29 protein-coding genes are annotated in these 25,845 nt (G+C 56.6%); 12 read left to right on the top strand and 17 right to left on the bottom strand.

Annotated elements, in window-relative coordinates:
* Positions 1–7: 7 nt before the first annotated feature.
* The 3 genes from GOW40_RS10135 to purB all read right to left on the bottom strand — a co-directional run bounded on the left by GOW40_RS10135 (position 8) and on the right by purB (position 3,394).
* Complete coding sequence (locus GOW40_RS10135; RefSeq protein ID WP_171130500.1) at positions 8–1,078, bottom strand: FliG C-terminal domain-containing protein; 1,071 nt, start codon at positions 1,076–1,078, stop codon at positions 8–10.
* Positions 1,079–1,172: 94 nt separating this feature from the next.
* Positions 1,173–1,715 (bottom strand): tetratricopeptide repeat protein, encoded by a 543-nt coding sequence (locus GOW40_RS10130; protein WP_171130133.1) that lies wholly within the window; start codon positions 1,713–1,715, stop codon positions 1,173–1,175.
* A 371-nt stretch (positions 1,716–2,086) separates the two neighbouring features.
* On the bottom strand, positions 2,087–3,394 hold the full coding sequence (purB, locus tag GOW40_RS10125; RefSeq protein ID WP_171130131.1) for an adenylosuccinate lyase: 1,308 nt from the start codon (positions 3,392–3,394) through the stop codon (positions 2,087–2,089).
* 88 nt (positions 3,395–3,482) lie between these two features.
* On the opposite strand from purB, the gene GOW40_RS10120 reads away from it, so the two are divergent.
* The 5 genes from GOW40_RS10120 (at position 3,483) to GOW40_RS10100 (ending at position 5,971) form a co-directional block, all read left to right on the top strand.
* Complete coding sequence (locus GOW40_RS10120; protein ID WP_171130129.1) at positions 3,483–3,815, top strand: hypothetical protein; 333 nt, start codon at positions 3,483–3,485, stop codon at positions 3,813–3,815.
* On the top strand, positions 3,812–4,234 hold the full coding sequence (locus GOW40_RS10115) for a DUF6314 family protein (protein WP_171130127.1): 423 nt from the start codon (positions 3,812–3,814) through the stop codon (positions 4,232–4,234). The genes GOW40_RS10120 and GOW40_RS10115 overlap by 4 nt, the downstream gene beginning before the upstream one ends.
* 76 nt (positions 4,235–4,310) lie before the next feature.
* Positions 4,311–4,898: a biotin transporter BioY gene (locus tag GOW40_RS10110; RefSeq protein ID WP_171099798.1), complete on the top strand. Its 588-nt coding sequence runs from the start codon at positions 4,311–4,313 to the stop codon at positions 4,896–4,898.
* A 135-nt stretch (positions 4,899–5,033) separates the two neighbouring features.
* A complete protein-coding gene (locus tag GOW40_RS10105; RefSeq protein ID WP_171130125.1) occupies positions 5,034–5,594 on the top strand; it encodes a hypothetical protein in 561 nt (186 codons plus the stop codon).
* Positions 5,595–5,605: 11 nt separating this feature from the next.
* The gene (locus GOW40_RS10100; RefSeq protein ID WP_171099794.1) at positions 5,606–5,971 is read left to right on the top strand and encodes a hypothetical protein; all 366 of its coding nucleotides are present in this window, start codon (positions 5,606–5,608) and stop codon (positions 5,969–5,971) included.
* Between the two features lie 37 nt (positions 5,972–6,008).
* Here GOW40_RS10100 and GOW40_RS10095 read toward each other — a convergent pair whose 3' ends face one another.
* Positions 6,009–7,232, bottom strand: a complete 1,224-nt coding sequence (locus tag GOW40_RS10095; protein ID WP_171130123.1) for a bifunctional alpha/beta hydrolase/OsmC family protein — start codon at positions 7,230–7,232, stop codon at positions 6,009–6,011.
* Between the two features lie 246 nt (positions 7,233–7,478).
* On the opposite strand from GOW40_RS10095, the gene GOW40_RS10090 reads away from it, so the two are divergent.
* Positions 7,479–7,673: a hypothetical protein gene (locus GOW40_RS10090; RefSeq protein WP_171130121.1), complete on the top strand. Its 195-nt coding sequence runs from the start codon at positions 7,479–7,481 to the stop codon at positions 7,671–7,673.
* Between the two features lie 3 nt (positions 7,674–7,676).
* Here the strand turns inward: GOW40_RS10090 and dddP are convergent, their stop codons facing one another.
* The gene (gene dddP, locus GOW40_RS10085) at positions 7,677–9,020 is read right to left on the bottom strand and encodes a dimethylsulfonioproprionate lyase DddP (protein ID WP_171130119.1); all 1,344 of its coding nucleotides are present in this window, start codon (positions 9,018–9,020) and stop codon (positions 7,677–7,679) included.
* A gap of 123 nt (positions 9,021–9,143) precedes the next feature.
* Here dddP and GOW40_RS10080 point away from each other — a divergent pair, with 123 nt between their 5' ends.
* Entirely contained in the window at positions 9,144–9,890 is a 747-nt protein-coding gene (locus GOW40_RS10080; protein ID WP_171130117.1) for a DUF3445 domain-containing protein, read from the top strand.
* A 36-nt stretch (positions 9,891–9,926) separates the two neighbouring features.
* Here GOW40_RS10080 and GOW40_RS10075 read toward each other — a convergent pair whose 3' ends face one another.
* The 5 genes from GOW40_RS10075 to GOW40_RS10055 form a co-directional block, all read right to left on the bottom strand.
* Complete coding sequence (locus tag GOW40_RS10075; protein WP_254430420.1) at positions 9,927–10,832, bottom strand: hypothetical protein; 906 nt, start codon at positions 10,830–10,832, stop codon at positions 9,927–9,929.
* A gap of 206 nt (positions 10,833–11,038) precedes the next feature.
* Positions 11,039–11,833 carry a lytic transglycosylase domain-containing protein gene (locus GOW40_RS10070; protein ID WP_171130115.1) on the bottom strand — a complete coding sequence of 265 codons (795 nt, stop codon included), beginning with the start codon at positions 11,831–11,833 and terminating at the stop codon, positions 11,039–11,041.
* Positions 11,834–11,900: 67 nt separating this feature from the next.
* A complete protein-coding gene (locus GOW40_RS10065; RefSeq protein WP_171130113.1) occupies positions 11,901–12,548 on the bottom strand; it encodes an MSMEG_1061 family FMN-dependent PPOX-type flavoprotein in 648 nt (215 codons plus the stop codon).
* Between the two features lie 123 nt (positions 12,549–12,671).
* Positions 12,672–14,078, bottom strand: coding sequence for a type I glutamate--ammonia ligase (glnA, locus tag GOW40_RS10060; protein WP_171130110.1), 1,407 nt, complete (start codon positions 14,076–14,078; stop codon positions 12,672–12,674).
* 32 nt (positions 14,079–14,110) lie between these two features.
* Positions 14,111–14,449, bottom strand: coding sequence for a P-II family nitrogen regulator (locus GOW40_RS10055; protein WP_171099777.1), 339 nt, complete (start codon positions 14,447–14,449; stop codon positions 14,111–14,113).
* Positions 14,450–14,617: 168 nt separating this feature from the next.
* Between GOW40_RS10055 and GOW40_RS10050 the strand changes: the two genes are divergently transcribed.
* The 3 genes from GOW40_RS10050 (at position 14,618) to tig (ending at position 19,187) form a co-directional block, all read left to right on the top strand.
* Positions 14,618–16,315, top strand: a complete 1,698-nt coding sequence (locus GOW40_RS10050) for an NAD(P)H-hydrate dehydratase (protein WP_171130108.1) — start codon at positions 14,618–14,620, stop codon at positions 16,313–16,315.
* 232 nt (positions 16,316–16,547) lie between these two features.
* Positions 16,548–17,672: a porin gene (locus GOW40_RS10045; RefSeq protein ID WP_171130106.1), complete on the top strand. Its 1,125-nt coding sequence runs from the start codon at positions 16,548–16,550 to the stop codon at positions 17,670–17,672.
* Positions 17,673–17,855: 183 nt separating this feature from the next.
* Positions 17,856–19,187 carry a trigger factor gene (gene tig / locus GOW40_RS10040; RefSeq protein ID WP_171130104.1) on the top strand — a complete coding sequence of 444 codons (1,332 nt, stop codon included), beginning with the start codon at positions 17,856–17,858 and terminating at the stop codon, positions 19,185–19,187.
* A gap of 102 nt (positions 19,188–19,289) precedes the next feature.
* Here the strand turns inward: tig and GOW40_RS10035 are convergent, their stop codons facing one another.
* From GOW40_RS10035 to rpsF, 6 genes are all read right to left on the bottom strand, one after another.
* Positions 19,290–20,138 carry an acyl-homoserine-lactone synthase gene (locus GOW40_RS10035; protein WP_171130102.1) on the bottom strand — a complete coding sequence of 283 codons (849 nt, stop codon included), beginning with the start codon at positions 20,136–20,138 and terminating at the stop codon, positions 19,290–19,292.
* 95 nt (positions 20,139–20,233) lie between these two features.
* The gene (locus GOW40_RS10030) at positions 20,234–20,935 is read right to left on the bottom strand and encodes a LuxR family transcriptional regulator (protein WP_171130099.1); all 702 of its coding nucleotides are present in this window, start codon (positions 20,933–20,935) and stop codon (positions 20,234–20,236) included.
* 223 nt (positions 20,936–21,158) lie between these two features.
* The gene (locus GOW40_RS10025) at positions 21,159–21,641 is read right to left on the bottom strand and encodes a lytic transglycosylase domain-containing protein (protein ID WP_171100148.1); all 483 of its coding nucleotides are present in this window, start codon (positions 21,639–21,641) and stop codon (positions 21,159–21,161) included.
* 159 nt (positions 21,642–21,800) lie between these two features.
* The gene (gene rplI / locus GOW40_RS10020; protein ID WP_171099767.1) at positions 21,801–22,430 is read right to left on the bottom strand and encodes a 50S ribosomal protein L9; all 630 of its coding nucleotides are present in this window, start codon (positions 22,428–22,430) and stop codon (positions 21,801–21,803) included.
* Positions 22,431–22,442: 12 nt separating this feature from the next.
* On the bottom strand, positions 22,443–22,670 hold the full coding sequence (rpsR, locus tag GOW40_RS10015; RefSeq protein ID WP_005608650.1) for a 30S ribosomal protein S18: 228 nt from the start codon (positions 22,668–22,670) through the stop codon (positions 22,443–22,445).
* A 27-nt stretch (positions 22,671–22,697) separates the two neighbouring features.
* A complete protein-coding gene (rpsF, locus tag GOW40_RS10010; RefSeq protein ID WP_171130097.1) occupies positions 22,698–23,051 on the bottom strand; it encodes a 30S ribosomal protein S6 in 354 nt (117 codons plus the stop codon).
* A gap of 270 nt (positions 23,052–23,321) precedes the next feature.
* Between rpsF and GOW40_RS10005 the strand changes: the two genes are divergently transcribed.
* Entirely contained in the window at positions 23,322–23,840 is a 519-nt protein-coding gene (locus GOW40_RS10005) for a hypothetical protein (RefSeq protein ID WP_171130095.1), read from the top strand.
* 125 nt (positions 23,841–23,965) lie between these two features.
* Positions 23,966–24,538: a YceI family protein gene (locus tag GOW40_RS10000; protein ID WP_171099762.1), complete on the top strand. Its 573-nt coding sequence runs from the start codon at positions 23,966–23,968 to the stop codon at positions 24,536–24,538.
* 58 nt (positions 24,539–24,596) lie between these two features.
* On the opposite strand, the gene GOW40_RS09995 is transcribed toward GOW40_RS10000, so the two are convergent.
* The gene (locus GOW40_RS09995; RefSeq protein WP_171136422.1) at positions 24,597–25,835 is read right to left on the bottom strand and encodes a cytochrome b/b6 domain-containing protein; all 1,239 of its coding nucleotides are present in this window, start codon (positions 25,833–25,835) and stop codon (positions 24,597–24,599) included.
* Positions 25,836–25,845 lie beyond the last annotated feature (10 nt).

Raw genomic sequence — 25,845 nt, 5'->3', positions numbered from 1 at the left:
TGCTTTGTCAGTCTACGTCGTCCTCATCGGTTTCAACCAGGGTGATGGTTCCGTCGTCCAGAAAAGACCGGATCGCCGTGACGATCTGAGACATCGCGTCTTCTGCCTCACTCAATTTCACCTTGCCGCGTTCGGCCATTTCCTCGCGCAGGTTTTCTGCCATCCGAGTGGACATGTTGGACAACATGAACTCGGCTGCGGCCTGGTCGCCTTGGGTTGCGGCACCGGCGAGGGCAGAGACCAGAACGGGCTGATCCACCCCGCGCAGAACGGCGGGGATGTCGCGGGGCAGGATGCGCGTGGGGATATGGGCAAAGATAAAGATCGATTGCCGGACGGAGTTTGCGAAATCGGCATCTTCTTCGTCCAGTGCAGTCAGCAACCCATCCCGTGTTGTTGCTGTCGACTGGTTGAGAATGGCTCCAACCCGTGCGCCGGGTTCGTCTTTGAAAGCCGGGGTCGGGCGCTGATCCAACTGGGCCGCCAGGGACCATCCGATCCGCTCTACAGCGTCTGGGTTGACATTGGCCGTTTTCGACACCGCATAGGTGATCCGGCGCGCCACAGGGCCGGGCAGATGGCCCAGTAACTGCGCGGCGTTAGCGGTTTCGAGCTTGGACAGCATGACCGCTGCAACTTCGGTGCTTTCGGCCTGCGCGATCTTGGCCAGATCTTCAATCGGCACCTCGCGCAACCGCTGCCACGGATCCCCAATCTGACGGACACCGGCCACTTTGCGCAGCCGAGCGGCGGTGGACGGTGCAATCTTGTCGTTGACCGCGTCCAAAGCACCTGCCAGCCCGTGCGGAAAGGCCAGCCCGACACTGTCCAGCGCATTGGCGAACTCTTGTGCCACGGCGGCCAGGGTCACACGATCCACCAAGCCCATCTGGCCCAGTTGATGTGTGAGTTTTTCTTGCAAGCTATCGGGCAATTCCTCAAGCGGGATATCCGCGCCCTCGTTCAGCAGCAGGCGCACAACAATGGCGGCCTTTTCCCGGCTGTTCAATCTGCGCGGTACAACCTTTGTAGCCGCGTCATCCGCGTCGACAACAGGTTGTTGACGGCCCGGCGTCATCTGTACCAATGCGTTTGTGTCTTGCATCTGCCCGTGAAGTCATAGTGTGATTCACGGGCAGATTAGCGAGGTCGGGGTAAAGAAACCCTGAAACTCAGTAGCTATAAGTCAGCCCGGTACTGATCGCGTCGCGCAGAGAGGCTTCGGCCCATGTGCCTTCGCCGCCACGCGCCTTGATTTCCCGCCATTGTTCGATCGCCAGGTCGGTGCGGCCTTCGGCGACAAAACCCTGACCCATGTAGCTGCGTGCCAGAAGGTTGTCGGGATTTGCGTCAATGGCCTGCTGATAGAACAGGTTGGCCAGTTCAATCTCACCCATCTTGCGATAGGTGAAGCCCCAATAGGTTTTCACTCGGTCATCGTCCTGATCCATAACCCGCAAGATGTCCTGCGCATGTTCAAGCTGCCCGTCATAGGCCAGTTCGCGCACGGCATCATATAATTGGTCTTGGGAAAAATTTGTCTTGTTGGGTTTTACACATTTGCCAGCAGCTTCGTCATAGACTCGGCCAAACAGGCATTTCTTGGTTGTGTTCGTCGGCTTGGGCGGGCTGCTGTCGCCTCCGCCTGCTGCATGAACCATCGGTGCAAAGGCAAATGCCTGAAGGGCGATGGCCGAAGCGAGTACCAGACGCATATTCTTACTCCATTCTCAAAGTGATCAAAAAAAGCATAGCGTTGCCTTGTAAAAAGCGAACAACGCTGGTGCCAATTTTATTCACAAATTGGAGAAGAAAATTCTCAAGCAGTGATTTTGGTGCAGCTATGGCTGTCTGAATCCCAAACGGTCCCTTCAGCGCAAGACTGTGTCTGCTTTGAGTGCCCATTGCAGGCGAAGCTTGCAGTTGCTGCAAAAACAAGCGCCACAGCGCAGATGGTTGTCCGGATCATGGTGGTGTCCTTTCCAAAGACTACGCAGTGATCCTATCACAAATTCGCCAGCCTTCCAAAAAAGAAGGCCCGGATTGCGCCGTGCAACCCGGGCCTTCGGCAAAAACTGGCCAGAAATTAATCTTCGCCAAACACGCGGGCGAAAATCGTATCGACATGTTTGGTGTGATACCCGAGGTCGAATTTCTCTTCGATCTCATCCGGGTTGAGTGCTGCGGTGACGTCCGGGTCGGCCAGAAGCTCCTCTTTAAAATCAGTGCGGTGTTCCCAAACCTTCAGCGCGTTGCGCTGTACCATGGCATAGGCATCCTCGCGGCTGACACCGGCCTGGGTCAGCGCCAGAAGCACCCGCTGGCTCATGACCAGGCCGGGGAACTTGTTCATGTTTTCGATCATGTTCTCGGGGAAGATCAACATCTTGTCGATCACGCCGGTCAGACGGGCCAGCGCGAAATCCAGAGTGATCGTGGCGTCGGGCCCGATCATGCGTTCGACCGAAGAATGCGAGATATCGCGCTCGTGCCACAGCGCCACATTTTCCATTGCCGGAATCACCGCCGCACGCACCATGCGGGCCAGGCCGGTCAGGTTTTCTGTCAGAACCGGGTTTTTCTTATGCGGCATCGCGGATGAGCCTTTCTGGCCCATCGAAAAGAACTCGGCCCCTTCCAACACTTCGGTGCGCTGCATGTGGCGGATTTCGATGGCGATGTTTTCGATGCTGCTGGCGATTACTCCAAGCGTGGCAAAGAAAGCGGCGTGGCGGTCGCGCGGGATAACCTGCGTGCTGATCGGCTCGGGCACCAGGCCCAGTTGATCGCACACATGTTCTTCGACGCGGGGGTCGATATTGGCGAATGTGCCAACCGCACCGCTGATCGCACCCGTCGCAATCTCGGCGCGCGCATCGCGCATCCGTGACAGGTTGCGGTCCATCTCGGCATAGAACCGCGCAAAGGTCAGGCCCATGGTGGTGGGTTCCGCGTGGATGCCGTGGCTGCGACCGATGCGGACTGTGTTCTTGTGCTCCATCGCACGACGCTTGAGCGCGGCGAGCAGACCTTCGAGATCGGCAATCAACAGATCCGCGGCGCGGGTCAGCTGCACGTTCAGGCAAGTGTCCAGCACGTCGGATGAGGTCATGCCCTGGTGAACAAAGCGCGCTTCTTCACTGCCAACATGTTCTGCCAGATGGGTCAGGAAGGCGATGACGTCATGTTTGGTGACCGCCTCGATCTCATCTATCCGCGCCACGTCAAATTCTACGTCCTTGGCTTTCCATACGGCTTGCGCGTTTTCGCGCGGGATCACACCCAGATCAGCCATGGCATCGCAGGCATGGGCTTCGATCTCGTACCAGATGCGGAATTTGGTTTCGGGCGACCAGATAGCGACCATGTCAGGACGGGAATAGCGGGGAATCATTGGCGGCAGACCCTTTTTGTGATTGGGATGAGGCGTTGGCGCGGGGTTTAGCCGTGCTGGTCCAAGGGAACAAGGCACGAGTGGCGGGATGAGACGGTTTGCCCTGATTTTGTTGATCTGGCCGGGTATTGCGGCGGCTGATACGTTCAATACCTTGTCGGGCGATGAAATTCTGACCGCCTTGTCGGGCCAAAAGCTCGACTACGGGCAGGGGGTCTGGCAGGTGTTTGAGCCGTCTATGGTGACGAATTATTTCTCGGGTGGTCCAAGCACCGGGCGCTGGGCTGTGCGGGGGGATCAATATTGCTCGATCTGGCCACCGTTGGACCTGTGGGCGTGCTATGACGTACAGCAAAAAGGCGACGTAATCCGATTTGTGGATGATGCGGGCGGCATTACAGACGGGACGTATTCCGAGTGAACCTGCCCACAGGATTGACCGATTTCGAAGGGCGTTGGGCACTGACGCGACTGATCCGCGATGAGCGGGCCGGGCAGGTGGTGCAGGCCGATGGTGAGGCTGAGTTGCGCCCCGGATCAGGCGGGTTGATCTATAATGAGACGGTCACGCTGCGCATTCCCGGACAACCTGAAATGACCGGAACGCGGCGCTATTTTTGGCGCGCAGCCGAGGGCGGGATTGCCATCTATTTCGACGATGATCGCTATTTCCACGCGCTGACATTGGGTCGACCCCACGAGAAGGATCATCACGATTGCCCCCCTGACAGCTATGATGCAGAATACGATTTCACAGGATGGCCGCGCTGGAGCGTCCGCTGGACCGTGTCGGGCCCGCGAAAATCCTATGAAATGGAGACCGAATTTACGCGACGATAGCGTAATCATCTTGCAGCAGGGGGCCGGAACAGGCATTGCTGCATGTGCAAAGAGATCCGCAAGTGGAGAAAACGAAATGAATGCGAACGTATTGGCCAATGCAATTGGCCCGCGCGAGGGGACAGCGCTGCGCGTCAAACAGGTTGTACTGGTTGCCTTGGGCATTGTTGCTCTGGCCGTTGCCGCCAAGATCAAAGTTCCGATGTGGCCGGTTCCGATCACAATGGGGACCTTTGCGGTATTGACCATCGGCACCGCTTATGGCGCACGTCTTGGGCTGGTTACCATGCTGGGCTATCTGCTGGTTGGCGCGTTGGGCTTTGACGTGTTCGCAGGCTCGACAGCCGAGAAAAACGGCCTGACCTACATGATGGGCGGCACCGGCGGCTATCTGGTCGGCTATGTGCTGGCGACACTGGCGCTGGGTGCCTTGGCCGCGCGCGGCTGGGACCGCTCGGTCGGCAAACTGGCGCTGGCGCTGGTTTTGGCCAACGTGCTGATCTATGTGCCGGGCCTGCTGTGGCTGGGCCAATTGTTCGGCTGGGACAAACCGATCTTGGAATGGGGTCTGACACCGTTCCTGCTGGGTGATGCGATCAAGCTGGCTCTGGCGGCGCTGCTGATCCCGGCGGTCTGGAAACTGGTCGGCAACGCGCGTACCTGATTTCCCTGGATTTCGACAAGAGCCCGCGGTCGGTATCTCCGGTCGCGGGTTTTTTGTGCCCCGTGTTTGCAGGCTGGACAAACAGGGGCATACGCGTCCAATCTGATGGCAGAGAAATCATCAGGTTATTAAGATATGCGCTTTCTTAAGAATTCCGCCCTTGGGGCTTTTACTGCGCTTTTGCTGGGCAGCGCTGTACCTGCCAGCGCAGATACTCCCGTCACCTATACAGATGGTGGCGCGCCGTTGTTCCAGTTCATTGTCCCTGACTTCTGGGCGCTTCGGGTCGGTGGCCCACGCGAGATTGAAGACACCAGCGGCAATGACCCGCGCAGCGTGTCCCGGGTCATGGGCATGCGGCCTGTAACCGATGATGCGGCTTGGATCGGGTTCATTTCGCCCGAAGGTGTTTCGACGATCGATGGGGGGATCCAATACCTGCGCGATATCGACAAGTTCCTGGTCAAGGACCCGCAGGTGAGCAGCAACACGCGTCAGCGCATTGGCGGATTGCCGGCTCAAATCATCCGCGGCACCGGGCGGCGCGATGGGCGAGGTGTGAACTTTACCGCGACCGTGATCGACCTTCCGCGCGACCGTGTGGCTGTTGGCGTTGCCATCCTTCGTGACAGCGCCGATGCGGGCTATGTTGAGGATTTGAACGCCGTGTTCGAATCCTTCCGGTCACTGCGATAGGAGGGCAGCAAATGGCGTATTCGATCCTTAAGCGAACGGTGCTGGCTCTGGGGCTGGGAGGTTCGGCGTTTGCTCTGTCTGGTTGCGATGGTGTCGCTGTCGGGTTTGGCGTCGGCTACGGCTATGATCCGTTCTACGATTCGATGCTTTGGAACGACTATTACCGTCGCGATGTCGATGTGGATATCGATGTTGATCGACCAGTCAGGCCCAATCCGCCTGCGGGCAAACCACCGTCCAGACCAAACCCACCTGCCGGGAAACCGCCCGCGCGTCCCAAACCGCCTGTCGCTAAGCCTCCGGCCCGACCGCGCCCGCCAGTTGCGCGCCCACCCACAGCGCGACCGCCAATCCACCGGCCTGGCCCGCGCAGATAGTTCTGACTGCGCTGCGGGGTGGGCCCGTGGCGCAGACCTATTCAGTGGGCAATAGTTCGGTCGTGATCTGAACTGTCCCTTCCAGGGTGCGATGTACCGGACATCTGTCCGCGATCTCCATCAATTTGGCCCGTTGTGCATCGTCCAGCGGACCTTGCAATCGGATCTTGCGGCGAAAGACGTCCACTTTGCCTTCGTTGATGGCGAGACCGGCGTCCTGTGCGTGTACCTTGTTGTGACACACATCCACACTGACACTGGTCAGCGGCCAGCGCTTACGCCGTGCATACATGCGGATGGTCATCGACGTGCAGGCGCCTAAGCCCGAGGATACAAAGCCATAGGGCGACATGCCTCGGTCCGTGCCTCCGTAGGACACCGGCTCGTCAGCTATGGCGTGATGGTGGGGACCGGACTGGATGTCCTGCAGAAATCCGCTGGGATCGGCTTCGGTCACGCGCACAACACCCTCAGGCGCGCCGATCGGTGGGGCGGGAGGGCTTAGCTTAACATAGCGTGACACCCAGGCGGTGATCACATCTGCTGCGTAATTCGCGTCTTCGATGCGCGTGATCAAATGGTCTGCGTCATCCAGCGTCACAAAGCTTTTGGGATGTTTAGCAGCCATGAAGATACTGCTGGCATTGTCGATGCTGACCGTGGAGTCCAACGGCGCATGCAGGATCAGAAGCGCTGCGTTCAGATTGGCAATCGCAGGCGTTAGCGCGGTTTCCGAGATATCGTCGACAAAGGCCTTGCCTATGCGGAAAGGTCGACCACCGAGCGATACTGCGGCACTGCCATCCTTTTCGATTTCCGGGAGGGCGGCCTCGAAATGGTGCGAGACATGGCCGGGATCCGCCGGGGCGCCCAATGTCACAACGGCCTTGACCGACTCGATTGATGCACGGGCCCGTAAAACCGCAGCCCCACCAAGCGAATGACCAATCAACAGCGCAGGTGCCATATTCCGCCCCGCCAGATACTGAGCTGCTGCAGTCAGGTCCTGGACGTTCGATGTGAAGGTCGTATTCGCAAACTCCCCTTCAGAATGCCCCAGCCCGGTGAAGTCGAACCGCAAGATGGCAATTCCCATGGCTGCAAGACGCGCCGAAATGCGCCGCGCCGCCGGGATATCCTTTGAGCATGTAAAACAATGGGCAAACAGGGCAGTGGCCAAGACAGGCCCATCCGGCAGGTCTAACCGGGCCGCAAGTCGGCTGCCGTCATGTCCGGCAAAAGTTACGCGTTCCGTTGGCATAGGGAATCCTTGGTGTTTGGAGGCGGAACCATACTGGGTGCTGACGGGGAGCGGCTCAACCCCTATGTCAGAACCGTAACGGTAAGGTGAGGGACTGAAACTTTGTCTCGAATGATCCAACCGTTCAGCGGAGCATTGGATCAATATATCACATTTTGTGATTCAATTCCGATTAAACATTCATTTTCATTATTTCTCGGCGGCAACCACATTGGGCTTACAGATAAGTCACGAACGGAGGCCAAAATGGCACACGCACCTTGTGTCCCGCACAAACCCATCATTCAGCCAAGCCTTGTCTTTGCGGTTTTTCTGACCGGAGCAGCTGGATTTGCCTTAGGGCAGAACTGGCCACGTGATATGGCCGGCCAGAACGCCGCGACGACGCATGAGGACTGGCATGGCAATGTCAGAAGGTCAGGTTGGGGGCAGAGCGAATAGTTTTTAAGCGGTGTCCATCAGTTGCGCATCGAACGGGTATTTGGTCAGGTTCTCATAACCGTCTTCGGTGATCAGGACCTGATCTTCCAGCTTGATCGAGAAGTCGCCGCCAACCTCACCCACTGCTGCCTCGACGCACAATACCATACCGGGGTCAAGCGGATAGTCATATGAACCGGCTACCGCCTTGTCAGGGTAGGCGACCAGGGGCCATTCGTCACACAGGCCAACGCCGTGCATCAGGCAGCCGTATTTCTGCGCTTGAAACTTGTCGTCCAAACGATGGCTGTTCGCAGTCAGTTCGGGGATCATCACACCGGGTTTCAGCATTTCCATGTTGGTCATGATGTGCTCATGCGCGTGCTGCATCGCATAGATCATGTCGGGGCGAGGCTTTTGGTCGCCGATCCACCAGGTGCGTGAGATATCAACACATATGCCGTATGATCCAATGAGGTCGGTATCAAAGGCAATGATCTCGTTTTGCTGTGTGATCCGGGGGCCGCATTCCTGAAACCATGGGTTGGTACGCTGCCCCGAGGCCAGCAGGCGGGTCTCGATCCATTCGCCTCCGCGCTTGATATTCTCGGCGTGTAGAACGGCCCAGATGTCATCTTCCGAGGTTTTGCCATCCCCCACATTCGCACGGGCGAAACTTTCCATTTCGGCCACGGCGGTTTCGCAGGCATGGCTGGCGCAGCGCATCGCCAGAATCTCGTCCGGGCCTTTGACGGCGCGGGTCCTTTCCGTCAGCTCCTCGCCTTCCATGATCTCAAAGCCCTGCGCCTCTAGTGCGCGCAGGCCGTGCAGCATGATCTTGTCGACCGCCAGGCGTTTATTGCCGCCGCCATGTTCGTCGATCAGCACGCGCACCTCGTTCGAGAACACATCAGCCGCAACATCGACCTTGTCGCCACGGTCAAAATAGAACAAGTCCGCGCCCGAGCGCTGCTCGCGCACCAGCGGGTTGAACTTGGACAGAAAGGGCGAATTCTTATAGTCCCAGATCACCATATACCCATCAGCACAAAGCAGAACGGCGCGAAACGGATTATGCGTGTTCCACAGCTGCATATTGGTGCTGTCGGTGGCATAGCGGATATTGAGCGGATCAAAGATCAGCAATCCACCATAGCCTCGGTCGACAATGGCCTGTGTCAGGCGCTGCCAGCGATATTTGCGCATGGTTTCCAGGTTTGGCAGCTCAAGCCCGGCTGCGGCCCATTCAGAAAACGCCAGCTGCGTCGGTCCGATCTCGATCCGGTCATTGTCATTTGGTGTGCCGTCGCCCAGAGCTGCCCCTTTGGTCGGGTCAATCTTGCGCGTGTCGCGATATGGAACGTTCACTTAGGGCCTCCATCCTTGCCAGATGACTGTGCAAGGTGCAATTTTGCAGGTCGCAGTTGTTTGCGACCGTTCCGACGTCGCTTTTTTACCGACATTTCCGGGTGAGGCTGCTAGTGCGGGCGCATGACTACGATCTTGCAGAGCTCCATACCCTATGACCCGCTGACTGAAACCGCACTCCCCGGTATCGGCGCTGCTGACGCAGATGATTGGCTGCGTCGGGATGATGCCTTTGATGCGCAAATGCGCCGTAGGGCCGAGGTTTTGCGAGATCATCGCAAGGATGTTCTGGCGTTGGACGCGCAGGCATTTGAACCCGCGCAAGAGCTTTTGGAAATGGCTCTGGCGCTACATTACCCTGATGCAGGGGATCATGCGCTGCGCCAGGACGGTGTTCGGGTCAGGATTGATCGCGCCAAGCCACTAGAGACGCTGTGCCATCTGGTGCAGGAAGATCTGTGTATCTTGCAGAAACAGGGTGACGAACACGTTCTGACCGGAGCCATTCTATGCTTTCCGGCCAGTTGGTGCTTGTCCGAGAAGTTCATGCGCCCTTTGATCGGCATTCATGATCGAGTTGATCCCTATGACGCCAATATCGCCCGCCGAGTCCAACGGCTGTTCGATGGTATCCAGCCCGGCCGCCCGTTATGGCGCTTCAATGCCCTCTGGTATCACGACGCTGAGTTGTACCAGCCACGCAGCGTGAACGATCCACGCGAGATCACGGATCGGGGCTCTGCTCGGTTTCTGCGCAGCGAACGGCAGGTTCTACTCCGTTTGCCAAGAACCCGCGCAGTGGTTTTTTCGATCCACACCTATGTCCTGGACGCTCAAACCCTGCCCAAAATGGAAAACCCCGCCAAATGACGGGGCCTTCCTAGGAGGGTCTTAGGGTTGTCTCGTTCAAAAGCCGATAGCAGAAGTCACTCCGGCAATGGCGCCACTGGTGTTCAGCCCGAAAAGAGCCACTGTAAGAGCGACGACTTGCGTGTTCAGACGGAAATCCTCACCACGGATCAGATTGACCGCCGCCAGGGACAATGCAATCGGGGCCGAGACGCTTGCAATCGCACCGGTCATGCCCCAGCTGGACAGGCGCAGAATATCGCTGGGTTGCTCCTCGGGCGCACAGGTTACCAAGACTTGCTCGGATCCCTCGCCATCGACGGGTTCAGTGCGAAAGGCGATGCTGAGCAATTGGTCATCTGTCAGCTGGATCGGGCGTGCAGTTGGTTCGGCAAAAGCCACCACATCGGCTTCATGGTTTGCCATGTTCAAACCCGCAAACGGGCCGCTGATCACATCAAAAATCTGCTTCTTGTCGCGCAGCCTGCGTGGTGCGAATGAGTCGAATGCGCTGAGGAACTGCTCGGCTGTTAAGACGGTCTTTTCCGACAACCATTCGATGCGACGGGTCGAACAGATATCGATCATCCGGTAGAGCATCACGACCAACATCAGTTCCGAGACTTCAGTGTCGTCCAAAATCGCCGAAACCGGAGTAACAGTCAGCGCGAGCCGGTTCTCGGGCTGTTTGCTCTTTTGACGCTCAAGCGTCTTCAACCCGGCTGCATTGTCCATGCGTTGGTAGCGGGGGTCAGCATGTTGCGGGAGCGAGTCAAGCGTCAGCCGCACAAGGTATTGGCTGGACACGATGCTGGCTTCGGTCTCGCTCAGCTGCGCCTTGCGTTCCACCTGGTAGCCATAGTCCTCAAGCGTTGCGGCAACGATGTCACTGAAATGTGTCAGCGCATCCTTAGCTTCACCGTCAAATTGAACGCCGCCGTGATAGTCGTGTTTTGAGGTCACAGACTTTTCCTCTTTCCGCCGCAGTGGTCGTTTTCACCAGCAACCATAAGGAGCGAACTTGGGCAAAATTTGGCGCTTTAAGAAAAAATCGAGAAATATCAGGGATTGGTTACGCATTGGAAACCAAGAAACATTGGATTTCATTAAATTGTTGTGTCCAAAAGATGGCAAGACGGGGCTTGTCCACCCTTTTCGGGATGTGGGTGTTAGTTATCGATTCGCCACGCAATAATCGCAATTGACTGCTGATAGACAGACGCTGCATTCCACTGTTTGATCACTGCAAAATTCGGCTCTCCTTGCTGATAGCCTCGACCGGGTTTCCAGCCTTTCTTGCGAAGGAAATTAGCTGTTGAGGCCAGCGCATCGGTCATATTGTAGAAGTCAACTTCGCGATCTCCGGTGGCGTCGATACCATAGGTAAGGGCGTTGCCGGGCAGGAACTGCGTGTGTCCCAACTCGCCATGTTTTGCCCCTTTTGTGGCCATGGTGATGCTACCTTGGTCAACCAGTTTCAGGGCCCCAATGGCATGGGGAATAAAAAACTCGGATCGGCGACAATCATAGGCCAGCGTCGTGATTGATGACACGACGGGGCTGTCACCCATGAAATTTCCAAAGCCTGTTTCCATTCCGTGAATGGCGATCAGCACACCTGAAGGGACGCCAAATTGGCGCTCTAGGGCAGCGTAGAATTCGGGGTCGCGAGCCTTGCGTTTGCGGCCTTGGGCCACGATAGCGTCTGCGCCGCGCACCTGCATGAACTTGTCCAGCGAGTATTTAAAGCTTTTCTGGTTTCGGTCGGCTGCGATGGTGCGGGTTGCGTATTGGGTCTGCGCCAGGGCCTGCAGCCCCTTGCGTTTGACACCAGCGCGTTTCGCGGTCTTGGCGAAGTCTGCTTTCCAGGCCTCGAAACCCGCGCTGGTGTTACCGCAGGGGGCAGCTGCAGCAGCGGAAGTCAGGGCGAGCCCCAGAACGAACGCGGCGGTCAATCGAAGCATGTCTTTACCTTTCAGGCTAGGCCATCAAGGTCAGCCTAGGCCGGACAGGTTCAAACGCAAGCAGTCTTCAATACAGATCAAGCTCTCCTGCTTCTTTGAGCTTTTCGAACCACTCATCCGGGGTGGACTGAATCCGCGCGTGCTTGACCATCATGGCATTCATATCCGCCAGGCTGGACGTGTCGGGCCAGTTTTCAGGCTGCCAGAGATTCGCGCGGATGACGCATTTTGGACAATGGGCAAAGACAGATCGAACATGGATCAGCAAGGCGAGCTTTGGTGCTTTGCCATTGACTTGCATTTGGGCCAGCAGCTCCGGGTCTTTGCACAGACGCGCGGTGCCGCGCAGGCGCAGCGTTTCCATTTTGCCCGGAACCAAAAAAATCACCCCGGCACGCGGATCGCGCAGGATGTTGTGGAACGTGTCCATCCGTTTGTTGCCGGGCCGATCCGGGATTGCGATCAGCTGGTCCGAGATGACATGCACAAATCCAGGCGGGTCGCCGCGGGGCGAAATATCGACATAGCCATCCGGGTTGGTGGTTGCGATCAGACAAAACCCCGAAGCTGCAATGAAGTCGCGGCACATCTGGTCCAGCGCTGGGATCTCTTTGGCGACGATCTGCGGCAGCGGATGACCGGCCAGTGCTTCGAGCTCATCGGTGGATGTGATGAAATCGGAATAGGGGGCGAAGGGCGAAGGCTCAGGGGGCATTTGCGGGCTCCGATCTGACTATGCCAGACCATAGTGAGGGATCAGCATGATGTGGTCAAACCGGGGGCGAACGAATAAGGGCGCCCCATTGGGACGCCCTTGCATTTCAAATCCAAAAAAGGATTAGCAGCTGTAGTACATGCCGTACTCAACAGGGTGCGGAGTATGCTCGTAGGTTTCGACCTCTTCCATCTTCAGTTCGATGTAACCGTCGATCTGGTCTTTGGTGAACACGTCGCCCTGCAGCAGGAAGTCGTGGTCCGAGGCCAGAGCTTCCAGAGCTTCGCGCAGGCTGCCACAAACGGTCGGGATGTCGGCCAGTTCTTCGGCAGGCAGATCGTACAGGTTCTTGTCCATGGCTTCGCCCGGATCGATCTTGTTCTTGATGCCGTCCAGACCGGCCATCAGCAGAGCAGCAAAGGCCAGGTATGGGTTTGCGGCCGGATCGGGGAAGCGAGCTTCGACGCGCTTGGCTTTGGGGCTTTCGGTCCATGGGATACGGACACAACCCGAACGGTTACGAGCCGAATAGGCGCGCAGAACAGGAGCTTCAAAGCCCGGGATCAGGCGCTTGTAGCTGTTGGTCGACGGGTTGGTGAAGGCGTTCAGCGTCTTGGCGTGCTTCAGGACACCACCGATGAAATACAGCGCCTCGTCGGACAGGTCGGCGTATTTGTCGCCTGCAAACAAGGGCTTGCCGTCTTTCCAGATCGACATGTTGCAGTGCATGCCGGTGCCGTTGTCACCTGCGATGGGCTTCGGCATGAAGGTTGCCGATTTGCCATAAGCGTGCGCAACGTTGTGGATCACGTATTTGTATTTCTGCAGCTCGTCGGCCTGCTTGGTCAGGCTGTCAAAGATCAGACCCAGCTCGTGCTGACACGACGCAACCTCGTGGTGGTGCTTGTCGACCTTCATGCCCAGGCGCTTCATGGTCGACAGCATCTCGGAACGCAGGTCTTGCGCTTCGTCTACAGGGTTGACCGGGAAGTAGCCGCCTTTGACACCAGGGCGGTGGCCCATGTTGCCCATCTCATATTCGGTGTCGGTGTTCCAGGACGCGTCGGTTGCATCAACTTCGTAAGATACTTTGTTGATACTGTTCGAGAAACGCACATCGTCGAACAGGAAGAACTCAGCTTCGGGGCCGAAATAGGCTACGTCGCCGATGCCCGAGGATTTCAGGTAGGCTTCGGCCTTTTCGGCGGTGCCGCGCGGGTCACGCTCATAAGCTTCGCCGGTGTCGGGCTCGACAACCGAGCAGTGCAGGCAGATGGTCTTTTCCGCATAGAACGGATCGACATAGGCGCTTTCGGTGTCGGGCATCAGTTTCATGTCGGATGCTTCAATCGACTTCCAGCCGGCAATGGACGAGCCGTCAAACATAAAGCCTTCTTCCAGGAAGTCCTCGTCAACCTGGTCAGACATGATGGTTACGTGCTGAAGCTTACCGCGCGGGTCGGTGAAGCGGATGTCGACATATTCTGCGTCTTCATCACGGATCAGCTGAAGAACTGCGTCCTTGCTCATTCTCTCTATTCCTCTGATTGGAGATTAGTCGATTACAACGCGTCCGAGCCGGTTTCACCGGTACGAATGCGGATGGCTTGTTCTACGGGTGAGACAAAAATCTTGCCGTCGCCGATCTTGTCTGTTTTGGCGGCCGATACGATGGCATCGATGGCGGCATCAACCTGATCATCGTCCAGCACAACTTCGATTTTAACCTTGGGCAGGAAATCCACTACGTATTCGGCGCCGCGATAGAGTTCTGTATGGCCTTTCTGACGGCCAAACCCCTTGACCTCGATCACGCTGAGCCCCTGCACACCAACGTCTTGCAGCGCCTCTTTCACCTCGTCCAGTTTGAACGGCTTGATGATCGCCTCAATCTTTTTCATCACAGCTCACCTTGAATGGTTGTCTGGATGGCAGTGATCACGTCTAAGATCAGGCAGCAATGTGAATGCGGATTCTGCCCGGTCAGGGCCCATCGAAATCAAGCTGCCGATTAAAGTTTTATCGGCTTGCCTAAAATGTAATCGTTTTTTGAATCGAGTGGTGTTGAGATGACGGAAGTGTTGACAGCAGCTCAGATGCGCGCGGTTGAGCAGGCTGCAATCGACTCGGGCGAGGTCACCGGGCTGGCGCTGATGGAGCGTGCGGGGCAGGGCGTGGTGGACGCGATCTTAGAGGAATGGCCCGCGTTCAACGATCCGAGGGTCAGCCTCTCAACTTCCCCGGAAAGTTCGGAGCCAGATAAAGGGGATGCCTTTCGCGCAGTTGTGCTGTGCGGCCCTGGGAACAATGGTGGCGACGGCTTTGTCGTGGCGCGGCTTTTGTTTCAGCTTGGTTGGCAGCTGGAGGTTTTTCTGTACGGGGACCCAGACAAGCTGCCGCCGGACGCGCGGGTGAACTATGAGCGCTGGCTCGAGATCGGTACTGTCGCGCCTTTGCCGGAGGGTGTCTGGCTGCCGCAGTGCGATTTGCACGTGGATGCGTTGTTTGGGACGGGCCTGACGCGGCCGGTGCCCGAGAGCATTTCATATTCACTCTCGTATCTGCATAAGCGTCATCCCCCTTTTGTTGCGGTCTCTGTGGACCTGCCATCCGGGTTATGTGCTGATAGCGGGCGCCCGATCGGTGTGGCGGGCAAGGCGGATTTGACGGTCACGTTTCACAAGGCCAAATGCGGTCACTTTCTCGCGGAGGGCCCTGCGCGTTGTGGTAACGTGCGGGTCGCTGATATTGGTCTGCCGGCCCCGAAATTTCGCAGTACTGATGAATTAGTCGCTTATGTAAGTGACCCGGCGCGCGAGAAAATGACCGGCGCCCAGTTGAAGGAATACCATGAACGTCAAAAGGCTGAGGCGCGGTCTTTGGTGCGATTGATCGACGGGCCGGTGTCGTTCGGAATGCGTCACGCCGACCGCAAGGATAATGATGCCCACAAATACACCCACGGCCACGCGCTGATCCTGTCAGGTGGTTCCGGCCAGACCGGGGCGGCGCGGTTGGCGGCGCGGGGGGCGTTGCGGATCGGAGCAGGGTTGGTGACGCTTGGCGTACCGCCTGCGGCGCAGATGGAAGTGGCATGTCAGATTACAGCCTTGATGATGCGCCGGGTTGAGGGGGCGGAAGGTTTGGCGGAGGCCTTGCAGGACCAGCGTTTGAACGCGCTTTGCCTTGGGCCCGGCTTGGGGTTGGATCGTGCACGGGCGTTGGTGCCGGTGGCTTTAGCCGCGCAACGGGCGACTGTATTGGACGCAGATGCTTTGACAGCGTTTGGCGAGGATCCAGACAAGCTTTTCGACCTCTTGCATCCGAATTGTGTTCTGACGCCGCATGGGGGCGAGTTTGCGCGCCTGTTTCCGGATATTGCCGAAAAGCTGACATCAGCTCCGACTGTGGGCCCGGCCTATTCCAAGGTGGATGCCACGCGTGAAGCGGCGCGACGGGCGGGGTGTGTTGTTCTGTTCAAAGGGCCCGACACTGTCATTGCTGACCCTGATGGGAGATGCGCGATCAACGCGGCGATGTATGAGCGCGCGGCCCCTTGGTTAGCCACCGCTGGATCGGGTGATGTTTTGGCGGGGTTTATCACGGGGCTTCTGGCACGCGGGATTGCGCCCCAAAGCGCGGCAGAAACCGCAGCTTGGTTGCATGAGGAATGCGCAAGACAGTTCGGGCCGGGTTTGATTGCTGAAGACCTACCTGAGCAATTGCCTGCGGTTCTGCGTAACCTACTGAGTGATCAAAAAAACTGACGCGGGTCCAAAGGTCGTCATAACCGCGTGGCGCGGGCGATTTTCTGCGTGCTGAACCGAGGTTTCGGTATCAAATAGACACATATTATGATATCACGATGAGACTCACTCCTTTCCTGCTTTCGGAGTGAAAAGAACTTCTGATCAGAGGCTTGCTGGTATGTCGCAGCGCTTCGTTACCCAGTGAGTATCCAGACTCGAACCGGTCGGACCCTTATTTGAGGTATGAAAGATGTCACGCAATTTCCGAATTTCTGTTTCTGGGGCCGCGTTGGTCGCAGGGTTGGTATCGCCTGCAGCTGCCGAATTGAAATATGAAAACAACAGCGGCGGGTATGTATTGCTTTACGGCCAGTTGCACCCGGCGCTGATCTCGGTCGATGACGGGCAGCAAACTGAAACGCGCCTTTTGGACAACGACCTCTCGAACAGCAGGGTCGGGCTGCGCCTGATGCAACCTTATGGTAGCAACGAATTTACTTTTCTGCTCGAAACGGCCTTGGGTCTGCCCAATTCAACAGAGTGGAACCAGTTGGGCACAAGTTTCAGCGGTTGGACGCGCACTGACATCCGTCACGTGGATTTCGCGTTGGAAGGAAGCTATGGCAAGTTTTCTGCCGGCCAGGGCAGCATGGCTGCCGATGGCGCTGCCGAAGTGGATTTGTCCTACGTTGGGACTGCGCTGTATTCCTTTACCAATGATGAAAACTCGGCCTTCTTCTACCGTGGTGCGAATGGGGTTCTGAGCGGGATAACCATAGGCGACTCCAGCAGTAACTTTGATGGCGCTCGGCGCGGGCGTGTGCGTTATGACACCCCGGAGTTCAATGGTTTTTCGGCGGGATTTGCCTATGGCCAGAACATATTGTCCAGCAGTGATGATGATACCTATTACGACGTTCGCGTCTCGTATTCCAACACGTTCGGGGACGGGGTGGAGTTCGGGGCGGCGCTTGCCTATGCGGTTCGCGATCGAGACGATAATTCCGGGGACCAGGAAGACTTTTTCGGGTCTGCGTCGGTTCTGCTGCGCAACGGGCTTGGATTTACGGTTGCGGCAGGCACGCGCGACGACAAAAGGGCTGGTGCGAGCGATCCGGACTATTTCTATGGCAAGGTCTCATATGAAGGCAATTGGGTCTCGTGGGGGAAGACGGGGATCGGGATCGACTACTACGATGGTTCGGATTTCAACAGCAGCGGATCCAGTACCGAGTCATGGGGTTTCGCGGTTGTTCAGAAAATCCAAAGCATCAACACTGATGCATACCTGAAATACCGGAATCACGATTTTGATGACGGAACATCGTTCGACAGCAATGACACTTGGGTTCTGGGTGCGCGCTGGAGGTTCTGAGCCGGTTTAACGACACACCTTATCGCCACGGTCGATCCGGGGCGATTTTTCGGTTCAAGGCGGTCAAATCCGGGGCTGATGGCGCCTTTGCCTCTTGCACGCGCGCGGCTGGGCAAATAGAAGGCGTCAAATTTGCCTGGCGCGCCCGTGTTGCGCGCCCCGAATCCTATGGGGACTACCATAATGCAGGTTACCGAGACGCTGAACGAAGGTCTGAAACGCGGCTACAACATCGTTGTGACCGCATCCGAGCTGGACGACAAGGTTAACGAGAAACTGACCGAGGCGCAGCCGGAAATCGAAATGAAAGGTTTCCGCAAAGGCAAGGTGCCTATGGCCCTGCTGAAAAAGCAGTTTGGCCAGCGTCTGCTGGGTGAAGCGATGCAGGAAAGCATCGACGGCGCGATGAACAAGCATTTCGAGGACAGCGGCGAGCGTCCTGCGTTGCAGCCTGAGGTCAAGATGACCAACGAGGACTGGAAAGAAGGCGACGATGTCGAGGTCGCCATGTCCTATGAAGCGCTGCCCGAGATCCCCGAAGTTGACTTGAGCACGGTTGAGCTGGAGAAGCTGGTTGTCAAAGCAGACGATGCAGCCATTGAAGAAGCGCTGAACAACCTGGCCGAAACCGCGCAGGATTTCAAAGCGCGCCGCAAGGGCTCAAAGGCCAAGGACGGCGACCAGATCGTGTTTGACTTTGTCGGCAAGGTTGACGGCGAAGAATTTGAAGGTGGATCGGCTGAAGACTATCCGCTGGTTCTGGGCTCGAACAGCTTCATCCCCGGCTTTGAAGAGCAACTGGTCGGTGTGAAGGCCGAGGAAGAAAAAGACGTCAACGTCACTTTCCCGGAAGAATACGGTGCCGAGCATCTGGCGGGCAAAGACGCCGTCTTTACCTGCACCATCAAAGAGGTGAAAGAGCCTGTGGCGGCAGAGGTCAATGATGAGCTGGCTAAGAAATTTGGCGCCGAGGATCTGGCTGGTTTGAAAGAGCAGATCTCGGAACGTCTTGAGGCAGAATATGCCGGTGCGTCCCGCGCCGTAATGAAGCGTGGTCTCTTGGATGTTCTGGACGAGAAGGTTTCCTTCGACCTGCCGCCGTCGCTGGTTGAAGCCGAATCCAAGCAGATTGCACATCAGTTGTTCCACGAGGAAAACCCCGATGTGGAAGGCCACGATCATGGTGAGATCGAGCCGACAGAAGAGCACACCAAGCTGGCCGAGCGCCGCGTGCGTCTGGGGCTGTTGCTGGCTGAACTTGGGCAAAAGGCCGAAGTTGAAGTTACCGATGCCGAAATGACTCAGGCGATCATGAACCAGGCGCGTCAATATCCTGGTCAGGAACGCCAGTTCTTTGAGTTCGTGCAGCAGAACGCCCAGATGCAGCAGCAGTTGCGGGCGCCGATCTTTGAAGACAAGGTCGTTGACTACGTATTTGAACTGGCCCAGGTCGCCGACAAGGAAGTCAGCAAAGACGACCTGCAAAAAGCGGTTGAGGCACTGGAAGAGGAATAAACCTCTTCCTCCCGGGGCGATCCGGAGTGACAAAATTGCGGAGCCGACTTATCTCGAAGACGGCTCCGCATGGGTGGCTTTTGGTTCTATGAGGCGAGGGGGTCAGACCTCATGAGCAAAAGCACGGGGGGTTCCAAGCAGAGCAACTTTTTGCTCTGGCGAGAATGTATCTGTTAGAGTTTCGATCAGCTTCAGCGTGGCCATCCGTTCGTCTTCGGTGGTCGAGGCGCTTATCTGCTCCACAAAATACCTTTCAAGATCGGTGAGTGGCTTGTGGTCTTGGTTCGCAGGCAGAGGCGATTTTGACCGCGCAAACAGCGCCAGCGCTTCGTCTTCGGACAAGAAGACGTCATGTTCAATACCCGCATACGCGCGGATGCCAGCGATTCGTTCTTCCGAACAGTCCATCATTGCGGCCATGGCCACGACTTTGCCCATTGGTTTAGCCGTGCCAAGATAGTCGTATGGAGCGTTGCCCGATCGTTGCAGCACCCGGTTCATGACCGGATCGATCACCGCAATCGAATCCAGCACTCCGGCCTGCATCGCATATTCAAACGACCCGATCATGACCTCGCTGGTCACATAGGAAATCGAGTTCTTCCCCCGGCCGCGCCCCAGTTTTTTCGTGTCCACGCAAAAGCGCGTTGCCTCCCAAACCTGGGCGCTTCGGATCGGCGGTTCGCCATCCAGGATCGCGTTAAAGACGTCGGCCATCATATGTGGCCCGGTTGTCTGCAACAGGCGCATGCACCCAACGACGTCCCCATCGTCGTTGATGCTTACGACATGTGCCGGATGCAGGTCGTCGAACGCATCGCGTTCGCGCCCGTTTTCGATATTGACTTCCCAGCCCAGGCGATCCCCGAAAACGCGCGCGCGGAGTTGGTACATCTCGTCCAAGATGTCAGTGAATAAGTGTTGGTTGATACCATCGATAACGATGATCATTTCCATCCCCCTACAGATTGGTTACCGTAGGAGCAGGATTAACGAACATTTGAAATGAGACTATTGGGGGTTTCCCGTATTTTTGTATTTTTTTGTTAACCTGGCGTGATTAAGCCTAGACCTATTGCCCGGCCAATAGCCTGCGGCGTGGTCAAAGCGCCAAGTTTTTCCCGACCCGAACGCATGTGAACCTCGACAGTCCGGTGCGAGATCGAAAGGATGTCACCGATATCTTGTTGTGACTTGCCTTCAGCAACCCATTGCAGGATTTCTTTTTCACGGGTGGACAGGGAAGGAAGATAGAGCGCACGGGACAGGACACCCGATTGCATGACAGTATCATGTGCATTGACGGCTGCCATTTGAAGGTCGCCCATCACGTACCGTTTGTACTTGTCCCATTCGGCATCGGAACAATCCCGGGTGACGTTCAGCAAGCCACATTCGCCGTAGGGACCGCGCACTGGAACCGTCAGACCGCGCGATGTTATGCCGAAATCATGCGCGTCCCGGAAGACCGCATTAAACTTTTCATCTTTCTGGAAACGCCCCCAATCCACCGGTGCAATACTGAGCATGGAGGTATAAATGGTGGGGTCGAATTTGTGGTAGCCGTGGCTACCGTAGTGAATCTTCCACTCATCGGGATAGTTGGCATATCCCTGTACATCGCCTCCGGCGGTGTTCATCGTGGCATAAGACGCATAGTCAAAGCCCAGCTCGTGGCAAACAGCGTTTATGATATCTGCGGTCGACTTTTCATCTTGGTCGAGCGCAGCCAGGTCTATGAGTTTCACCGTTCAAACCTTTAGAGCGATGCATCTTTTGACACTTTGCCAATTCAGGGGTGTCCAATGTTTACGTCAGGGCAGCTTCTGATACGGATGCAAGTGAGGGGTGCACATACTGTAATCTTAATTCGAATTTCATTTGACAGAAAGGCGCATTTTTTGTCGGGTCAAGAACGGTTTGGCCCCGGTGTTGCTGTCATTTCGTCAAAACCTGAGAAAAAAGCCACGTTTAGTTCGAGCGAAGCCCGGTTTCGACAAGCATTCCGCGCGCTTTGGCCTCGGGGTAAAACCCTTTGGCGTATAGAAAAATAGCTCGATCCTGATTGCCGTCTGAAAGCAGCCAGGCCCCACGCAGATACTTGCCCGCGAATTCCAGATTGGTGTCCGCATCCAACAACCCCTTGGCGTTTCCGCTGTATCCCATTGAGCGAGCCGTTGCCGGTAGAATTTGAAGCAAGCCATAGTAGGGACGGTTTACAGCCCAGGGACGGTGGGTGCTTTCGCGGATGGCGAGCTTGTGTACCAGCTCGCGCGGGAGTTCATAATGGTCGGCCCATCTGTTGATTGATGCGCGAAGTTCGGGGGTTTCGTTAGGATAAAGCGGTGGATCAAACGTATCTCCACGCGATACAGCGTTGTCAGCTCCGCCGCAGGCTGCGAGCGGAAGAATTGCAGCCAAAGCCAGAAAGTCGCGACGTTTGAACGAGAGCATTTGAAACCTCTTTGTCATTGCTTGCGGATCATAAGGAACAGCCGTTACCTCGCAAGCCTAGGCATTTAATCTGGCGAAATTTTGCCCGTATAAGCTGAAAATGGAAAAGGCCGCGCTGTTGTCAGCACGGCCCTTCAAGTGGCTCGTCCAAATACCTTGTTAGGCTTGGGTTTCGTCTTCGGCAGCCTCTTCGGCAGGAGCTGCATCGGCGACCAGTTCGTCATCTTCCGATGCCGCAGAACCGATATCGTCAAACAGTTCGGCGATCTCGAACTCGGCTGCAGCTTCTTCTTCTGCGGCCAGTTCCTGGATCGATTTGCCCGAAGCTTGCAATTCGGCTTCTTCTTCCGAGCGCGCGACGTTCAGCTTGATCGAAACTTCAACTTCGGGGTGCAGGTGAACGGCGACGGTGTGCAGACCCAGCTCTTTGATCGGAGCGATCAGGGCGATCTGTTTCTTGTCGACGGTGAAACCTGCTTCGGTGGCGGCGTCTGCGGCGTCACGTGGAGTGACAGAGCCATAGAGCGCACCGGCATCCGAGGCCGAGCGAATCACGATGAACTGCTGATCGTCCAGCTTTTCAGCCAGCGCTTCAGCTTCTTTCTTGGTTTCCAGGTTGCGTGCTTCAAGCTGAGCCTTTTGGGCTTCGAACGAGGCGATGTTCGACTCGGACGCGCTCAGGGCTTTGCCTTGGGGCAGCAGGAAGTTGCGGGCGTAGCCGGGCTTGACGTCAACGACGTCGCCCATCTGACCCAGTTTCGCAACACGTTCCAGAAGGATAACTTGCATGTCAGTCTCTCCTTACTTCACGGCGTAGGGCAGCAGGGCGAGGAAGCGGGCGCGCTTGATGGCACGGGCCAGTTCACGCTGCTTTTTCGCCGAAACGGCAGTGATACGCGAGGGAACGATCTTGCCGCGCTCAGAGATGTAGCGCTGCAGCAGACGAGTGTCCTTATAGTCGATCTTCGGCGCGTTTTCACCCGAGAACGGGCAAACTTTGCGACGGCGGAAAAATGGTTTTGCGGCCATGGTTTATGTCCTTTCGTCAGGCGTTGATCAACGGCGCTCGCGGCGGTCGCCACGTTCGTCACGCTTTTGCATCTGAACCGACGGGCCTTCGGTGTGCTCGTCAACTTTGATGGTCAGAACACGCATGACGTCGTCATGCAGGCGCATCAGTCGTTCCATTTCCTGCACCGCGCCCGAGGGGGCATCGGTCTTCAGGAAGGAATAGTGACCCTTGCGGTTCTTGTTGATCTTGTAGGCCATCGTCTTGACACCCCAATACTCGCTATCGACGAGTTTGCCGCCATTGTCGGACAGTACGGTGCCAAAGTGTTCGATCAGGCCTTCGGCCTGCGCGTTGGACAGATCCTGACGCGCGATCATTACATGCTCATACAGTGGCATGTTCACTCCTGTTTATATCAAGGCGCATTTCAAAGGCGGGGCCATTTTGTCCTTCGCGACCCTGCCACGAGAGGCTGCGCGATTCACATCTGTGCGAAGGATGGCCCCATATACACGTTTGGGCGGTGGGAACAAGCCCTGCCTTACATGCCATTGAGACGCCGTGCTATTTCCACCAGGGTGCCCAATTCCTGACGCTTTTCTCCTCGAGGTTGTTCATTAAGACGGGGACACCCGGAACATCGCAACAGATAAAGACAGGGCAAACCAATGGCCGTAGTGAATACGAACACTTTCGAAAAGACAGCGCAGAGCGCAGTCTATGAAAAATCCGTACCTCTGCTGATCAATTTCACACCGAATTGGAAGGCACGACTTGTACTGGCTCGGATCGCCGGAGCCCTGTTGATCATGATCGCCTTCTCGATGTGGTTGATGCCAGGTTCGGTGATGGGTGCCGAGGTATGGCCGTTCAAATTGATCGCATCGCTGGCGTTTCTGATTGGCGGTGTCAGCCTGCTGACCGTAGAATTGCTGGATACCCGTCCTGACGCCTATTTTGACCCGATCCGCCGTGAGGTTCGTATCCTGCAAAAGAACGAGAATGGTCGTCCGCAAACCGTTCTGCGCCGCAGCTATGAATCTTTGGGTGGTGCCCGTTTCTCGGATGATCAGGTCGAACTGTTTGACGTTGATGGCAGCTTGCTGATGAAGCTTCCCCTGCAATCGGCGGATGTCAGCCGCGCGCTGAAAGGACAACTGAGCCAGAACGTAACAATCCTCGGCTGAGTTTTATTCTGTTCAAAAAAGAACAGAACCTGTTGATCAAAAAAACTTGAGTGCCGCCCTTGGGCGGCACAAATGTGTTATGAGCGAGCCTTGAGGTTTGCGAACTTAACACCGCGGAGATAACCATGAAATCCACCATTATTGCTGCAGCACTGGCCGTATCGGCGACAACAGCGTTTGCCGGCGCCGAAAAATACGTTTTGGATCCCAGTCATAGTCAGGTTTTGTTTTCCTATGACCACCTGGGTTTTTCGACCACCTACGGGATGTTCTCGGGATTTGAAGGTGAGATCATGTTCGATCAAGAAAACCCGGCTGCTTCGAGCGTGAGTGTTTCCATGCCAGTCATGTCCATGTTCACTGGCTGGGAAGCACGTGAAGGTCATTTCATGTCCGAGGACTTTTTTGGTGCGAAAGAGGGTGACCTGATCACTTTCACCTCGACCGGCATTGAAGTGACCGGTGACGACACCGCAAATATCACGGGTGACCTGACGATGAACGGTGTCACCAAATCTGTTGTTTTGGATGCCTCGCTGAACAAGGTCGACAACCACCCGATGGCCAACAAGCCATGGGCCGGTTTCAACGCGACAACCACACTGACGCGCAGCGAGTTTGATTTGGGCCAGTTTGCGCCGTTCGTTGGTGACGAAGTGACGGTTCAAATCTCGGTCGAGGCGCAAAAGGCCGAATAAGCCAGCCTCTACCGGATGAAATTCAGCCGCCAGAGCCAAACGCTCTGGCGGTTTTTTCTTATTGAGTCCGCGTGGCCGTCAACTCGACCCCAACGGTGACAACAAAACCCAAAGAGTCTTCGGTGGGCTGTGAGGTCCCGACGTCAAACTCCAACCGGTTCAACTCCAATGCGCCACTCATGGCTGCTGTGTTATCCTGAAGGTCCAGCGAGAAGGGCAGGACGATTTCCATGGTTTTGTCACGTATGGTCAGCGGACCGCGGGCTTCGTAACCTGTTTCCGTCTTGAACAGATCCGCTTTGAACTGTGCGGTTGGAAACTGGGTCGCATCGAAGAAATCTGCCCCCATGGCCTGATCCGTCACGGTGCCCAGACTAAGCGAAGCGATGGCGATGGTGACATCGACCGACCCGGCGGGTCCGGGTGCATCAGGCTCGTCAAAGGTGATGGCAGCCGTCCAATCTGAGAACGCTCCTGTGACCGGGCTGCCCAATTGCGAAATCGTAATCGACAGAGTACCGTCCTGAATCTGCCAATCGGATTGAACTTCGGCCAGCTGTGCGTCTCCGTGATCGTGATCCCCATTATCGTGACGACCGTGCGAGAACTCTCCCATCGCCCAGCCACCAGTGAGGACGGCCACCCAAACGGCAAGCGCCGCGACAACCGGGACCGGGCTGTGATGTTGTTGCGGTGGTTGCGGTGCGTCTGAGCGGCCCGGTAACATGCGACGCAGAGTGCTGTCCTTGTCGACAATATGGTGCTTGAGCGCACCGGCAATATGCAGGCCCAGGGACGCGACCAGAACCCACATCAAAAGCTCGTGCAATGTACCGGTCAGCTCGGCCAGGCCAAGAGATTTCGGGACGAAAGGCAAATTCTGTCCAAAGGGCCAGAGAATCGGCGCAAAACCCTCGCTTGCCGCGTGGTGGAACCATCCGGTCAGAGGGACCAGAACCAAAGAGCCATAGAGCAGCCAGTGAACCGTTTCGGCAGCAAGGGCTTCGGGTTTGTTATCCGCATTCAGAAGGCCTGGTTTGGTTTGCGTGACTGCCCAGAGGATGCGGGCCAGGGCGACAAAGAAAACCGTTACCCCTACAGTCTTGTGCAGCGAAAACAGATTGGCCGCGCGCGCAATCTGCGCTTCGGTCGGTGTGACCGTTGGATCAAACAAGACATGAGCCAGGTCGTTGGCGATCCAGCCCAGCGGTAAAGCCGTTAGGATCAGCAAGGCGGTCAGCCAGTGAAAGGCCTTGGTGACACTGCCGTAGCTTGAGGAAGTATTGCTCAGGGACATCGGGGAAATC

This window comes from Ruegeria sp. HKCCA6707 (assembly GCF_013033515.1).
Taxonomy (GTDB): Bacteria; Pseudomonadota; Alphaproteobacteria; order Rhodobacterales; family Rhodobacteraceae; genus Ruegeria.
This window is presented reverse-complemented; position numbering and strand designations above follow the sequence as displayed.